The sequence below is a fragment of the Micromonospora sp. NPDC048894 genome (assembly GCF_040649765.1).
GTDB classification, from domain to species: domain Bacteria; phylum Actinomycetota; class Actinomycetes; order Mycobacteriales; family Micromonosporaceae; genus Micromonospora; species Micromonospora antibiotica.
In genome coordinates, this window is the sequence record NZ_JBEZFY010000011.1 from 23,582 (window position 1) to 37,407 (window position 13,826).

At 71.8% G+C, this 13,826-nt stretch carries 14 protein-coding genes and 1 pseudogene; 2 read left to right on the top strand and 13 right to left on the bottom strand.

Features of this window, described 5'->3' with window-relative positions; genetic code table 11:
* The first annotated feature begins 31 nt into the window (after positions 1–31).
* On the top strand, positions 32–943 hold the full coding sequence (locus AB0C22_RS22630; RefSeq protein ID WP_219463712.1) for a neutral zinc metallopeptidase: 912 nt from the start codon (positions 32–34) through the stop codon (positions 941–943).
* 76 nt (positions 944–1,019) lie between these two features.
* Here the strand turns inward: AB0C22_RS22630 and AB0C22_RS22635 are convergent, their stop codons facing one another.
* The 10 genes and pseudogenes from AB0C22_RS22635 to AB0C22_RS22680 all read right to left on the bottom strand — a co-directional run bounded on the left by AB0C22_RS22635 (position 1,020) and on the right by AB0C22_RS22680 (position 9,762).
* Entirely contained in the window at positions 1,020–1,703 is a 684-nt protein-coding gene (locus tag AB0C22_RS22635; RefSeq protein ID WP_219463714.1) for an acVLRF1 family peptidyl-tRNA hydrolase, read from the bottom strand.
* A 192-nt stretch (positions 1,704–1,895) separates the two neighbouring features.
* The gene (locus tag AB0C22_RS22640; protein WP_219463715.1) at positions 1,896–2,522 is read right to left on the bottom strand and encodes a LysE family transporter; all 627 of its coding nucleotides are present in this window, start codon (positions 2,520–2,522) and stop codon (positions 1,896–1,898) included.
* 318 nt (positions 2,523–2,840) lie between these two features.
* Positions 2,841–3,266, bottom strand: coding sequence for a metal-sulfur cluster assembly factor (locus AB0C22_RS22645; protein WP_307799603.1), 426 nt, complete (start codon positions 3,264–3,266; stop codon positions 2,841–2,843).
* 116 nt (positions 3,267–3,382) lie between these two features.
* A complete protein-coding gene (sufU, locus tag AB0C22_RS22650; protein WP_208569185.1) occupies positions 3,383–3,859 on the bottom strand; it encodes a Fe-S cluster assembly sulfur transfer protein SufU in 477 nt (158 codons plus the stop codon).
* Entirely contained in the window at positions 3,859–5,163 is a 1,305-nt protein-coding gene (locus AB0C22_RS22655) for a cysteine desulfurase (RefSeq protein WP_219463717.1), read from the bottom strand. The genes sufU and AB0C22_RS22655 overlap by 1 nt, the downstream gene beginning before the upstream one ends.
* Before the next feature lie 23 nt (positions 5,164–5,186).
* On the bottom strand, positions 5,187–5,960 hold the full coding sequence (sufC, locus tag AB0C22_RS22660) for a Fe-S cluster assembly ATPase SufC (protein WP_208569187.1): 774 nt from the start codon (positions 5,958–5,960) through the stop codon (positions 5,187–5,189).
* Complete coding sequence (locus tag AB0C22_RS22665) at positions 5,960–6,304, bottom strand: non-heme iron oxygenase ferredoxin subunit (protein WP_208569188.1); 345 nt, start codon at positions 6,302–6,304, stop codon at positions 5,960–5,962. The genes sufC and AB0C22_RS22665 overlap by 1 nt, the downstream gene beginning before the upstream one ends.
* 1 nt (position 6,305) lies before the next feature.
* Entirely contained in the window at positions 6,306–7,448 is a 1,143-nt protein-coding gene (sufD, locus tag AB0C22_RS22670) for a Fe-S cluster assembly protein SufD (protein WP_219463720.1), read from the bottom strand.
* A gap of 58 nt (positions 7,449–7,506) precedes the next feature.
* Entirely contained in the window at positions 7,507–8,937 is a 1,431-nt protein-coding gene (gene sufB / locus AB0C22_RS22675) for a Fe-S cluster assembly protein SufB (RefSeq protein ID WP_208569190.1), read from the bottom strand.
* Positions 8,934–9,762 (bottom strand): annotated as a pseudogene (locus AB0C22_RS22680) (ArsR family transcriptional regulator). Before AB0C22_RS22680 ends, sufB begins: the two are co-directional and overlap by 4 nt.
* Before the next feature lie 160 nt (positions 9,763–9,922).
* Here AB0C22_RS22680 and AB0C22_RS22685 point away from each other — a divergent pair.
* Entirely contained in the window at positions 9,923–10,876 is a 954-nt protein-coding gene (locus AB0C22_RS22685) for a COX15/CtaA family protein (RefSeq protein ID WP_219470204.1), read from the top strand.
* Positions 10,877–11,144: 268 nt separating this feature from the next.
* Here AB0C22_RS22685 and AB0C22_RS22690 read toward each other — a convergent pair whose 3' ends face one another.
* From AB0C22_RS22690 to AB0C22_RS22700, 3 genes are all read right to left on the bottom strand, one after another.
* Positions 11,145–12,077, bottom strand: coding sequence for a hypothetical protein (locus tag AB0C22_RS22690; RefSeq protein ID WP_219463722.1), 933 nt, complete (start codon positions 12,075–12,077; stop codon positions 11,145–11,147).
* Positions 12,078–12,090: 13 nt separating this feature from the next.
* Positions 12,091–12,423 (bottom strand): hypothetical protein, encoded by a 333-nt coding sequence (locus AB0C22_RS22695; protein ID WP_208569192.1) that lies wholly within the window; start codon positions 12,421–12,423, stop codon positions 12,091–12,093.
* Positions 12,424–12,784: 361 nt separating this feature from the next.
* Positions 12,785–13,744 (bottom strand): heme o synthase, encoded by a 960-nt coding sequence (locus AB0C22_RS22700; RefSeq protein WP_219463724.1) that lies wholly within the window; start codon positions 13,742–13,744, stop codon positions 12,785–12,787.
* Positions 13,745–13,826 lie beyond the last annotated feature (82 nt).

The following is a 13,826-nucleotide window of genomic DNA, read 5'->3' on the forward strand; positions in this document are numbered from 1 at the left end:
CAGACGTGACGAATCGGTGATCGGGGTCAACATGGAGCTGAACGAGAACGCGCGGGTCGACACCGGCCAGGTGGACGACCGGCGGGGATCCGGCGGGGGTGGCGGGATGGGCATCCCGATCCCCGGCGGGGGTGGACGCGGCGGCATCGTCGGGCTCATCATCGCCGTGCTGGTGGCCCTGGTGGGTGGTGGATTCGGCCTGAACGCCATGAACGGCGGCGGCGCCGAGTCGGGCGACAACACGTCGCTTACGCAGAAGTGCTCCGCCGACGACGCGCTCAAGCAGCTGGACTGCCGCAACACCCTCTACGTCAACTCGATCCAGGCGTACTGGCGTACCGCGTTGCCGGAGCGGTTCGGCCAGCAGTACCAGCCGTCCAAGACGGTCTTCTTCAGCCAGGGCGTCAACACCGGCTGCGGTCAGGCCGACTCCGGCGTCGGGCCGTTCTACTGCCCGGCCGACGACCTGGTCTACATCGACCTGACCTTCTACCAGACCCTCGCCGACCAGCTCGGTGCCGAGGGTGAGTTCGCCCAGCCGTACGTGCTGGCCCACGAGTACGGCCACCACGTGCAGGACCTGCTCGGCACCGAGGCGCAGATGCGCCGCCAGCAGCAGCGGGACCCGGGCAGCGCCAACGCGCTCTCGGTCAAGCTGGAGCTCCAGGCCGACTGCTACGCCGGGGCCTGGGCCAAGAACGCCACCGGCACCGCCGACGAGCAGGGCCAGAAGATCTTCAAGAGCATCACCGAGCAGGACATCGCGCAGGCGATCGACACCGCCGAGAAGATCGGCGACGACGCCATCTCCAAGCGGGCCAACCGCCCGGTGAACCCGGAGGAATTCACCCACGGCTCCTCCGAGCAGCGCAAGCAGTGGTTCACCAAGGGCTACACCACCGGTGATCCGAAGTCCTGCGACACCTTCGGCGGCAGCCTCTGACCGGGCACCGCATCGGCACCGTCGCGGCGGTCGGAGGGGCGTACGCCCCCCGGCCGCCGTCGTCGTGCCGCCCCGCTCAGGCCGGATCGCGGACCAGGATGTGCACGGCGCGGGCGGCGGCGACCGCGCCGACCAGCACCGCGTGCCGGGGTTCGGGCACGTCGAGCAGCCGGTCGGCACGCAGCGCGGCGAGCGGGGCCAGCCGCCGGTCGGCCAGGACCGTGTCGACGGCCCGGCGGTCGCCCCCGCAGACCAGCGCCGCCAGCGTCGCCGCCGCCGGCAGCAGCAGGCGTACGGCCAGTTCCGCCGCGTCGCCCAGGGCCGCCTTCGCCTGGTTGTCCCGCCGCCGGGCGAACCGCTGCTGGGACCAGCCCCCGGCGGCGGTACGACCCTGCACGTAGCGGGTGTCCACCTTGGAGACCAGCAACTCCGCACCGGACGCCACACCGACCGCCACCGCGCCCTTGCGGGCGAGCAGCAGCCCGAGCCGGCGGGGCGCGGTGGCGACGCTGACGAACTGCGGCACGTCGTCGACGCGTCGGGGCGGGACGGCCTGCGCTGCGTCGCCGACGGTCGGGGCACCCGGCGGCAGGTGCAGCTCGGCGGTCGCGCCGTCGGAGGCGGTGAGCAGCAGCCCGTACCCCTGCGGGGAGACGACGGGCGGGCCGTGCCGGTCGGCGAAGCCCTCGGCCCAGCGCCCGACCCGGGTCGGATCGACCTCGACCCACCGGCCGCCACCGGCTGCGGGTCGGCTGCTCATCACCCGACCGTACGGCACGCCGGCGTTCCGCTCCTACCCCACCTGACCGACGGCGGGCGGACGACGGCACACGCCGTGCCGACCGACCGGTGGCCCACCCGAGCCGGTCCGACGGCCGGCCCACCGCACGACCAGCCGGGCCGACCGCCCGACGGGCGGCCCACCGCACGACCGACCGGACCGACGGACGGCTCACCGCACGACCAGCACGGCGACGGCGAGTGCGGCGATGATGAGGCTGGAGAGGAGCCCGGTCACCAGCCGGCCACGCGGGCCGGCCAGCACCCGGCCGACCAGGGTGCCGCCCCCGGCGATCAGCAACTGCCAACTCGCCGAGGCGACGAAGGCACCGAGGACGAACAGCGCCGCCGCTGCCGGTGCCGCCCGCGCCGCGTCGGCACGGCCGAGGACCAGCGCCGTGAAGTACACGACGGTGGCCGGGTTGAGCAGGGTCAGTGCCAGCACCCCGGCGAACGCCCGCCCCGCGGTGTCGATCCCCCGGCCCGCCCCCGGGCCGCCCGACGCGGGCCGGGGACGCCAGGCCCGCCAGCCTCCGTGCACGGCGAGCGCCAGCAGCACCACCGCCGCCACCACCCGCAGCGGACCGGCGACCGGGGCGACCACGGCGGCCACCGCCGCGCCGCCGAGCACCGCCACGGCGGCGTAGAGCCCGTCCGCCGTGGCGACACCGAGCGCGGCGGCCGCACCGACCCGGAAGGAGGTACGGGCACTGAGCCCGAGGATGAGCACCGCGATCGCGCCGACCGGCACGGCGACGCCGTAGCCGGCCACCAACCCGGCCAGGAAGGCGGCGGTCACGACGATCGGGGACGGGCCGATCCGCACCCCGGACGGGCCCGCTGTCGACGCGCGGCGGTGGCCGCCCGGACAGGGCTCTGCTTCGGGTACGCCTCGATCACCGGCCCATCATCGGCCGCCACCCGCCACCAGGCCACCGAATTGCCACAAAAACGGGGAACGACCGGGGTGGTCGACTCGTCGGCGGCGACGGTGCGATAGCCGGCAGACCTGGACACCCACTGCGGTGAGCACCCCCGGCGGGTGGGTCGGGCCGGCTGGAAAGACGCGGGCACGGCACCCGGTCAGGGGTGCCGTGCCCGCGAGGTCGACCAGGGGTCAGACGTTGAAACCGAGCGAGCGGAGCTGGTCCCGCCCCTCATCGGTGATCTTGTCCGGGCCCCACGGCGGCAGCCAGACCCAGTTGATCCGGATGTCGTCCACCAGTCCCCCGCCGGGGCCGGTGGTCAGCGCCTGCCGGGCCTGGTCCTCGATCACGTCGGTGAGCGGGCAGGCCGCCGAGGTCAACGTCATGTCCAGGGTGGCGACGTTCTGGTCGTCCACGTGCACGCCGTACACCAGGCCGAGGTCGACCACGTTGATGCCGAGTTCGGGGTCGACGACGTCCTTCATCGCCTCCTCGATGTCGGCCAGGGCCGCCCGGCCACCGGCCGAACCGGCGGCGTCCGCCGTCCCGTCGCCGGCCGGGGTCCCGTCGGCACCGGACGACGCGTCGACACCCGCCGTCCCGGTGGCACCGTTCACGGCGTCGGCGGCCGGAGTCGCGGCGGCGACACCGTCGGTGGCCGGCGGCGTCACCGCGCCGGTCGTGGTGCCGGCGTCGCCGGTCTGCGGCGTCGCCGCGGTAGCCGTGTTCTCGCTCATGCCTCAACCTCCGTCGGGCTCACGCCCACCCCCGCGCGTGCCGCGGCGTCCTTGAACGCCATCCACGGCAACAACGCGCACTTGACCCGGGCCGGGTAGCGGGCGACCCCCGCGAACGCCACCCCGTCACCGAGTAGTTCCTCGTCCGGCGTGACCTGGCCACGGCCGGACATCAACTCCACGAATCCGGCGTGCACGGCGGCGATCTCCTCCGCGCACCGGCCGGACAGCCGGTCGTACAACACGCTCGCCGACGCCTGGCTGATCGAACAACCGGCCCCGTCGTACGAGATGTCCACCACGATGTCGTCGACGGCGGCCACCCGTACGGTGACCTCGTCGCCGCAGGTCGGGTTGACGTGGTGCGCCTCGGCCACCTCGGCGTCGGGGTCGTCGGCGTCACGCAGACCGCGCCCCTGCGGACGCTTGTAGTGGTCCAGGATGATCTCCTGGTAGAGCTGCTCCAGCTGCATCAGTCGAAGATCCTCCGCACCTGTGCGAGACCCGACACCAGGGCGTCGATCTCCTCCGTGGTGGTGTACAGGTAGAACGAGGCCCGGGTCATCGCCGGCACCCCGAACCGGGTGCAGACCGGCTTGGCGCAGTGGTGACCCACCCGCACCTGCACGCCGAGCGAGTCGAGGACCTGCCCGACGTCGTGCGGGTGCACGTCGCCGAGCGCGAACGAGATGGTGCCACCCCGGCCGACCGGCACCGTCGGGCCGAAGATCCTCAACCCCGGCACGGTGGCGAGGGCGTCCAGCGCGTACGCGGTCAGCTCCTTCTCGTGCCACTGGATCGCCCGCATCCCGACGCCGGTGAGGTAGTCGACCGCCGCGCCGAGCGCGACGGCCTCGGCGATCGGCGGGGTGCCCGCCTCGAACCGGGCCGGCGGCGCGGCGAACGTCGACCGGGCCATCGACACCGTCTCGATCATCGAGCCGCCGCCCATCACCGGGGGCATCGCGGCGAGCAGCTCGCCCCGGCCCCACAGCACGCCGATGCCGGTCGGCCCGCACATCTTGTGCCCGGTGAACACGATGAAGTCGGCGTCCAGATCGACCACGTCGATCGGCTGGTGCGGCACCGACTGCGAGCAGTCGAGCAGCAGCAACGCACCCACCTGGCGGACCCGTTCGGTGATCCGGGCGGTGGCGTTGACCGTGCCGAGGATGTTGGAGGTGTGCACCAGCGCGACGATCTTCGTCCGCTCGGTGACCAGGTCCGCCAGCCCCGACTCGTCCAGCCGGCCGCTGTCGGTGACCGGGAACCAGCGTAGGGTCGCGCCGGTCCGCTCGGCCAGCAACTGCCACGGGACGATGTTCGAGTGGTGCTCCATCTCGGAGATCACGATCTCGTCGCCGGGGCCGAGCCGGAACCGCTCGTCGGCGTCGGCGCGCAGCGAGGCGTTGGAGAAGGCGTACGCCACGATGTTGATCGCCTCGGTGGAGTTCTTGGTGAACACCACCTCGTCCACGCTCGGCGCGTTGACGAACGCGGCGATCTTCGCCCGTGCCCCCTCGTACGCCTCGGTCGCCTCGGTGCCCAGGGTGTGCACCGAACGCGACACGTTGGCGTTGTGCATCGCGTAGTGCCCGGCGAGCACGTCGAGCACCTGGCGGGGTTTGTGCGAGGTGTTGGCGCTGTCGAGATAGACCAGCCGGTGCCCGTTGACCTCCCGGTCGAGGATCGGGAAGTCGGCGCGCACCGCGGCCACGTCGAAGCGCGGCACGTCGTCGTACTGCGGCATCCCGTCCGGGATGGCGATGGTGGTCATCTCAGCGCCCCGTTCCGTGGTGTTCAGGCCCGCGCCGTGCCGGCTCCGGCGACGTACCGCTCGTAGCCCTCTTCCTCGAGCTTGTCGGCCAGCTCCGGGCCACCCTGCTCGACGATCCGACCGGCCACGAACACGTGCACGAAGTCGGGCTTGATGTAGCGCAGGATGCGGGTGTAGTGGGTGATCAGCAGCAGGCCGGTGTCGCCGGTGTCGCGGACCCGGTTGACTCCCTCGCTGACCACCCGCAGCGCGTCCACGTCGAGGCCGGAGTCGGTCTCGTCGAGGATGGCGATCTTGGGCTTGAGCAGCTCCAGCTGCACGATCTCGTGCCGCTTCTTCTCGCCGCCGGAGAAACCCTCGTTGACGTTACGCTGGGCGAACGCCGGGTCCATCTGGAGCTTCTCCATCGCGCCGCGCAGCTCGCCACCCCAGGTACGCAGCTTCGGGGCCTCGCCGTCGATGGCGGTCTTGGCGGTGCGCAGGAAGTTCGCCACCGAGACGCCGGGCACCTCGACCGGGTACTGCATGGCCAGGAAGAGGCCGGCACGGGCCCGCTCGTCGACGGTCATCTCCAGCACGTCGACACCGTCGAGGGTCACCGAGCCGCCGGTGATCTCGTACTTGGGGTGGCCGGCGATCGAGTAGGCAAGCGTCGACTTGCCGGAGCCGTTCGGGCCCATGATCGCGTGGGTCTCCCCCGACCGGACGGTCAGGTCGACGCCGGACAGGATCGGCTTGAGCTCACCCTCGGGCAGCTTGACCGACACCTTCAGGTCGCGGATCTCCAGGGTGCTCATTATCGGGTCACTCCATTGCTCGGCGTCGGGCGGCCGTCGGCGCCCACGGGAAGGTAGATGTCGCCGTCGCGGACCTCGACGGCGTAGACGGGGACGGGTTCGGTGGCGGGCAGCCCGGAGGGCTCACCCGTGCGCAGGTCGAACCGGGAACCGTGCAGCCAGCATTCCAGCGTGCAGCCCTCGACCTCACCCTCGGACAGGGCCACCGAGGCGTGCGAGCACTCGTCGTGCACCGCGTAGAACTCGCCGTCGGTGCCGTGCACGACGGCGACCTGGAGGCCGTCCACGTCGGCGCTGATCACGGTGCCCTTCGGCACGTCCTCGGTCGCGCAGATCCGGATCATGTCAGGCCCCGGACCGGGAGAGCCGGGCCTCGATGGCGTCCCCCAGCCGCTCACGCAGCGACTCGACCGGAATCTTGTTGATCACCTCGGCGAAGAAGCCCCGCACCACCAGGCGGCGGGCCTCGTCCGCCGGGATACCCCGGGCCATCAGGTAGAACAACTGCTCGTCGTCGAACCGGCCGGTCGCGCTGGCGTGGCCCGCCCCGGCGATCTCGCCGGTCTCGATCTCCAGATTGGGTACGGAGTCCGCCCGCGCACCGTCGGAGAGCAGCAGGTTCCGGTTGATCTCGTACGTGTCGGTGCCGGTCGCCTCGGCCCGGATCAACACGTCGCCCACCCAGACGGTGTGCGCCTCGTCGCCCTGCAACGCGCCCCGGTAGCCGACGTGACTGCGGCAGTCCGGCACGTTGTGGTCGACGAGCTGGCGGTGCTCCAGGTGCTGGCCGCCGTCGGCGAAGTAGACGCCGTACAGCTCGGCCTCGCCGCCGCGGCCGGTGTACTCGACCGTGGTGTACTGGCGGACCAGGTCGCCACCCAGGCTGACCTGGATGTGCGACACCTTGGCGTCCCGGCCGAGCCGGATCTTCAGGTGCTGCGCCTGCACCGCGTCGGCGGCCCAGTCGGCCACCGTGACCAGGGTCAGCTTCGCCCCGTCGGCCACCGCCACCTCGACGTTGTCGGCGAGCGTCGCCGCGCCGACGTGTTCCAGCACCAGCACCGCCTCGGCGAACCGGCCCACGTCGACGAACGTGTGCCCGAAGGCCAGCCCGGCGGCGTCGTCCCCGACCACCCGCAGGGTCACCGGCGCGTCGACCACCGCGTCGGCCGCGACCTCGACCAGCAACGCCGCACCGGCACCGCCGTACGCCAGCGCGCTGACCCGGTCGACCGGGGTGAGCACGCTGCCCACCCGGGGGTCGTCCCGGCCGATCCGCCCGACGGTGACGCCGGCCGGCAGGTCGGCGTACTCGTGGCGGACCGCACCGGTGGCGGCCTGCGCCCCGTCGGTCAGCCCACGCAGCCGCTTGAGCGGGGTGAAACGCCACTCCTCCTCCAGGCCGGTCAGGGCCGGGAAGTCGGCGACGTCGTACGAGCGGAGCGCCTGCGACTTGGTGCTGGGCGGCGCGGAAGCCTGGGTAGTCATCTCTTCCTTGGTCTGTCTGTCCGTGACGACGGTGTCATTGGGCGGAGGGTGGGCGGCGTCAGCCGACCGCGCCCTCCATCTGGAGTTCGATCAGGCGGTTGAGCTCCAGGGCGTACTCCATCGGGAGTTCCTTGGCGATCGGCTCGATGAAGCCCCGCACGATCATCGCCATCGCCTCGTCCTCGCTCAGGCCCCGGCTCATCAGGTAGAAGAGCTGGTCGTCGCTGATCTTGGAGACGGTCGCCTCGTGCCCCATCGACACGTCGTCCTCGCGGATGTCGACGTAGGGGTAGGTGTCCGAGCGGGAGATGGTGTCGACCAGCAGCGCGTCGCACTTGACCGTGCTGCGGCTGTGGTGCGAGCCCTCCAGCACCTGCACCAGGCCCCGGTACGAGGTACGGCCACCGCCCCGGGCGATCGACTTCGACACGATGGTGCTGCTGGTGTGCGGCGCGGCGTGCACCATCTTGGCCCCGGCGTCCTGGTGCTGACCCTCGCCGGCCATCGCCACCGAGAGCACCTCGCCCTTGGCGTGCTCGCCGGTCATGTAGACCGCCGGGTACTTCATGGTGACCTTGGAGCCGATGTTGCCGTCGACCCACTCCATGGTCGCGCCCTCGTGGCAGACGGCCCGCTTGGTGACCAGGTTGTAGACGTTGTTCGACCAGTTCTGGATGGTCGTGTAGCGGCAGCGCGCGTTCTTCTTGACGATGATCTCGACGACCGCGCTGTGCAGCGAGTCGGACGAGTAGAGCGGCGCGGTGCAACCCTCGACGTAGTGCACGTACGCGCCCTCGTCGACGATGATCAGCGTCCGCTCGAACTGGCCCATGTTCTCGGTGTTGATCCGGAAGTACGCCTGGAGCGGGATCTCCACGTGCACGCCCTTCGGCACGTAGATGAACGAGCCACCGGACCACACGGAGGTGTTCAGCGCGGCGAACTTGTTGTCGCCGACCGGGATCACCGTGCCGAAGTACTCCTTGAAGACGTCCTCGTGCTCCTTGAGGGCGGTGTCGGTGTCCAGGAAGAGGACACCCTGCTCCTCCAGGTCCTCGCGGATCTTGTGGTAGACCACCTCGGACTCGTACTGCGCCGCGACCCCGGCGACCAGCCGCTGCTTCTCCGCCTCGGGGATGCCCAGCCGGTCGTAGGTGTTCTTGATGTCCTCCGGCAGGTCCTCCCAGCTGGTGGCCTGCTTCTCGGTGGACCGCACGAAGTACTTGATGTTGTCGAAGTCGATCCCGGTGAGGTCGGCACCCCAGGACGGCATCGGCTTGCGGCCGAACAGCCGCAGGCCCTTGAGCCGCAGGTCGAGCATCCAGGCCGGCTCGTTCTTCTTCGCCGAGATGTCCCGCACCACCGCTTCGTTGATGCCGCGCTGCGCGGCCGCCCCGGCGACGTCGGAGTCGGACCAGCCGTACTCGTAGCGACCGAGGGCGGCGAGCTGCTCTTCCTGGGTCAGGGGCTGGACGATCTGCTCGGTCATCTATCTGTCCTCACAGTGGTGACGGTGTTACCGGACTGGGGCGCGCAGCTGGGCCGGAATGTGCGTGGTGCACACCCCGTCGCCATGCGCGATGGTGGCCAGGCGCTGCACGTGGGTGCCGACCAGACGGGAGATGACCGCCGTCTCGGCCTCGCACAGCTGGGGAAACTCGGCGGCCACGTGCGCCACCGGGCAGTGGTGCTGGCAGAGCTGCCCGCCGGAGGCGATCGTGGACGCGTTGGCAGCGTAGCCCTCGGCGGTGAGCGCCCCTGCGAGTGCCTCGGACCGGGCGAGCGGATCGTCGCCGGCATCCTCCATGGCGGCCCGGCAGCGGGCCTCCAGCGCGGCGACCTGGTCGGCGGCGAAAGCCTCGACCGCGTCGGAGCCGCCGCTGCGGGCGATCCAGCGCAACGCCGCGGTGGCCATGTTGTCGTAGTGGTGGGTGCCGCAGCGCACCCGGGCCGCGTCGGTGAGCAGGAAGACCTTCGCCGGTCGGCCCCGGCCCCGACTGCCCCGCACGGTCTGCTCACGGGCCACCACGTCACCGTCGGCGAGCATCGCGTCGAGGTGTCGGCGGATCGCGGCGGGACTGAGGCCGAGCGCCGAGCCGAGCTGGCCGGCGGTGGTCGCCCCCTGCTCCAGCAGGAGCTGGGTCACCCGGTCCCGGGTGGAAAGATCGGTGGGGGCGGCCGGGGTCGACTCCACCGGGGCGGGGTGACCGGCACCCGGCCCGCCGGGTCGCCCGGCACGACGGGACCGCGCTCCGACGCCGACGACCGACCCGGTCGTCGGCGGGTGCCCGGAGAGCGCCGCCATGTTTTTCACAACGCCAACGTTACGTAATTCGGCGGGCGCTCGCAAACCCGATCCCGGTGATTCCGCCCACCGGGGTGCCGGAGTCACCCGATCGGGATCAACTACGGTGCGTAGGATTCGCGGCGTGAAGCGATCCGTCCGGTTCCCGGTCCCCGCCGCGCTGGCCCGCCTGCTCGACCGCCACCCGGTCTCGACCACCCTGCTGCGCCGCCTCGCGTACGCCTCGATCGTGGCAAACGTGGCCATCGTGGTGACCGGCGGGGCCGTCCGGCTCACCGCGTCGGGGCTCGGCTGCCCGACCTGGCCCCGGTGCACCGACGCGTCGTACACCACCACCACCGAGATGGGCGTGCACGGGGTGATCGAGTTCGGCAACCGGCTGCTCACCTTCGCCGTCGGGGCGATCGCGCTGGCCACCCTGCTGGCCGTGCTGGCCCAGCGGCCCCGACGCCCCGGGCTGACCGGGTTGGCGGTGGCGGTGTTCCTCGGCATCCCCGCGCAGGCCGTGATCGGCGGGATCACCGTGCTGACCAACCTCAACCCGTGGGTGGTCGGACTGCACTTCCTCGCCTCGATGGCGGTCATCGCCGCCGCGTACGCCCTCTGGCGGCGGATCGTCGACCCCGACGGGCCGGCGGAGCCGGTGGTGCCCCGGCCGCTGCGTACCCTCGCCCGGCTCACCACCGCCGTCAGCGTCGCGGTGCTGGTCGTCGGGACCTGGGTGACCGGCAGCGGCCCGCACGCCGGCGACCACGGGGCGGCCCGCAACGGGCTGGACCCCGAGACGATCTCCCAGGTGCACGCCGACGGGGTGTTCCTGCTGATCGGGCTCTCCGTCGCGCTGGTCCTGGCGTTGCGGGCGGTCGGCGCGGCCGGCCCGGCCCGCGCCGCCCTGGTGCTGGTCGCGGTGGAACTGGGGCAGGGCCTGATCGGTTTCGTGCAGTACTTCACCCACCTGCCGGGCGTGCTGGTCGCCGCGCACATGCTCGGCTCCTGCCTGGTGCTGCTGGCCACCCTGGCGATGCTCTGGTCGACCCGGCAGCGCCGTCCGGCCACGGCCGACCCGCTGCCGGCCGGTCCCGCACGACCCCTGACCGAGGACCGGTTGCCCGCCACCGTCTGACCGCCTGCGGCCCCTGCCGCACTCGCGGTCCTGGTGCACTCGCGGGCCCTGCCCCACTCGCCGGTCCTGCCCCACTCGCGGGCCCTGCCGCACTCGCCGGTCCTGGTGCCGAGATCGCACTCGAACCAGGTTGTAGTGGCCTCACCGCCGCAGAAGGCCACTACAACCTGGAAGTAGCCGGCCGCATCCGGCCCGACGGCGCGGGCGGGCGGGCGCGGGGCTGGGTGGCGCGGGGCGGGTGGGCGCGGGGCGGGGCGGGTGGGGAAGGTCAGCTGCGGCGGGTGAGGTGGGTGAGCACCGCGTCGGCGAGGCGCTCGGGCGCACCGTCGGCGTGACCGAGGAACAGCGAGGGCTCGGTCAGCTCCAGCTCGATCAGCACGGGTTCGCCGTCCGGGCCGGGAAGCAGGTCCACCCGGGCGTAGAGCAGCCGCTGCGGGCCGCCCGGGACCTCCGCCAGCACCCGCGCGGCGACGGCCAACTGGGCGTCGGTGGGGGTGCGCGGGCTGATCTCCTCCGGCCGGAAGAGCCCCTCGACGCCCAGGTCGGGGCCGTCGAGCATGGCGCCCTTGCGGATGGCGTGGCTGAACGTCAGGCCGTCCGGGCCGGCCACGAAGAGCAGGGCGGTCTCACCGGCGGTGTCCACCGCGTCCAGGTAGGGCTGGACCATGGCGACCCGGCCGGCCGACGACAACCGACGGACGTGTGCGACGGCCAGGTCCCCGTGTCCCGGGTCGGCCGCGTCGTACCGGCCGGTGTCCTGGCTGCCGGCGCTGACCGTCGGCTTGACCACGTACCCGCCGGGCGGTGGAGGCGGGACCCAGGCGTCACCCGGCGCGACCCAGGAGGTCGGCACGGTGGGCACCCCGGCTGCGGCGAGCTCACCGAGGTAGCGCTTGTCGGTGTTCCACTCGACCACGTCGGCGGGGTTGGCCAGGGTCGGCACCGTACGGGCCCAGGTGACGAACTCGTCGCGGCGTGGGGCGTAGTCCCAGGGCGAACGGAGCACGACCAGGTCGTAGCCCTCCCAGTCGACCCGGGGGTCGTCCCAGACGGCGGCCTCGACGGTGACGTCCCGTGCCGCCAGCGGGGCGAGCACGAGCCGGTCGTCGGGGTAGAGATCGGCGAAGCGGGCGCAGGTGACGAGAGCGACCCGGGGTTTCCCCCGGGTCGACTGGTGGTGGGTCACGGTGTCGTCGGTCAACGGGCCGACCGGGTCAGCGGGCCATCGTGCGTCGGGCCATCGACCGCCACAGGTCGTTGCTCGGCCGCATCTGGTCCATCAGCTCTCGCTCCCAGGCGTTCTCGACGGTGACCCCCGCCTGCGCGCACGCCTCCCGGGCGGTCACGGTGTCCTCGGCGAACTGGTCGCCCCACGCACCGTCGGCGCCGACCAGGACGATCCGCGCGCCACGCTTGCCGACGTACTCGATGACCGCCTTCGCGCCGCCGTGTCCGGCGGCGAAGGACTTGATGCCCGAGACCAGCCCGGTGGGGGCCGGCTCGGCGGTCTGTTCAGCCGTCAGCGTCGTATCGGAACCTTCTGCCATGCGCGAAGCCTAAGCAGACTTGCACCCCTACGCGCGAGAATCATGAACTATTTGTGATACCAATTACCCGAGGGTTTATCGGAACCGCTGGGCCGATTGACCAGGCATGTCGGATAAATACGGGCGTAACGACTCGCCTGGATCGCCATAATCTGTCCAGATGCAGACAGTGCAGTCCGCCGGCGTCCGTGGGCTGCCCGGTCGACGGGAGCGGATCAACGTGGCCGCTCGACATCGACGGTGAGCTTGCTGTAGACGTCCTTGGCGGCGATGCGGCCGTCGCGTACCCGGTAGACGTCCACCCCGCGCAGGACCGTGCCGTCCTCAGCCGGGGCCCACTGCCAGACGCTCCTGTGCCGCGTCAGAGCAGCGCGTCGAGGGCCACCGCGGCGAAGACGATGGTCAGGTAGGTGGTCGACCAGTGGAACAGGCGCATCGGCTTGACCGGCTCGCCCCGGGTCACCCGCCGGCAGAGCTTGTGCGCCTCGACCAGGAAGACCGCACCCACCAGGGCGGTCGGCACCCCGTAGATCGCGCTCATGCCCAGCGGCCACAGCGCCAGCGAGGTCGCCACGGTCAACCAGGCGAAGATCAGGATCTCGGCGTTGACCCGCCGGGCCGAAGCCACCACGGGCAGCATCGGGATGCCGGCGCGGGCATAGTCGTCCTTGTATTTCATCGCCAGCGGGTAGAAGTGCGGCATCTGCCAGAAGAAGACCACCGCGAACAGCACCCAGGCCGCAGGTGCCAACGACCCGGTCACCGCAGCCCAGCCGATCAGCACCGGCGCCGCCCCGCACGCCCCGCCCCAGAACGTGTTCGCCGTCGTGGTGCGCTTGAGCCAGAGGGTGTAGACCAGGTCGTAGTAGGCGATCGCGGCCAACGTCAACGCCGCGGCCAGCAGGTTGGTGAACGTCGCCATCAGGGCGACCGACACCGCCGCCAGCACCAGCCCGAAGACCAGGGCGCTGCGGGGCGAGACGGTGTGCGCCGGCAGGGGACGCCGCTTGGTCCGGCGCATCAACTGGTCGATGTCCCGGTCGATGTAGCAGTTGAGCACGCTCGCCGCACCGGCGGCGAGCGAACCACCGACCAGCACCACCGCCATCAGCCACAGCGACGGCAGGCCACCGTCGGCGAGCATCATCGCCGGCACCGTGGTCACCAGCAGCAGCTCCACGATGCGCGGCTTGGTCAGCGTCACGTACGCCGACAGCACCGCGCGCACGTCCCGCCGCCGGGACGCCGGCTCCCCGGCCACCGTGCGCACCGGCGGCTGCCCGGCAGGGTTGCTGACGGGGCGCTCGGTGATCATGCTCACGGATTGCCACCTTCCGGCATCGGCAGGGGAAGTCGGTTCGGCGGGGCCCCGTCGGGGCCCACACACCGCACCACACACTACG

Excerpts from the sequence above, each read along its gene's own strand:
- AB0C22_RS22630 (WP_219463712.1), top strand. The coding sequence starts at position 32 with ATGGAGCTGAACGAGAACGCGCGGGTCGACACCGGCCAGGTGGACGAC.
- AB0C22_RS22635 (WP_219463714.1), bottom strand. The coding sequence starts at position 1,703 with ATGAGCAGCCGACCCGCAGCCGGTGGCGGCCGGTGGGTCGAGGTCGAT.
- sufU (WP_208569185.1), bottom strand. The coding sequence starts at position 3,859 with ATGCAGCTGGAGCAGCTCTACCAGGAGATCATCCTGGACCACTACAAG.
- AB0C22_RS22655 (WP_219463717.1), bottom strand. The coding sequence starts at position 5,163 with ATGACCACCATCGCCATCCCGGACGGGATGCCGCAGTACGACGACGTG.
- sufC (WP_208569187.1), bottom strand. The coding sequence starts at position 5,960 with ATGAGCACCCTGGAGATCCGCGACCTGAAGGTGTCGGTCAAGCTGCCC.
- AB0C22_RS22665 (WP_208569188.1), bottom strand. The coding sequence starts at position 6,304 with ATGATCCGGATCTGCGCGACCGAGGACGTGCCGAAGGGCACCGTGATC.
- sufD (WP_219463720.1), bottom strand. The coding sequence starts at position 7,448 with ATGACTACCCAGGCTTCCGCGCCGCCCAGCACCAAGTCGCAGGCGCTC.
- sufB (WP_208569190.1), bottom strand. The coding sequence starts at position 8,937 with ATGACCGAGCAGATCGTCCAGCCCCTGACCCAGGAAGAGCAGCTCGCC.
- AB0C22_RS22695 (WP_208569192.1), bottom strand. The coding sequence starts at position 12,423 with ATGGCAGAAGGTTCCGATACGACGCTGACGGCTGAACAGACCGCCGAG.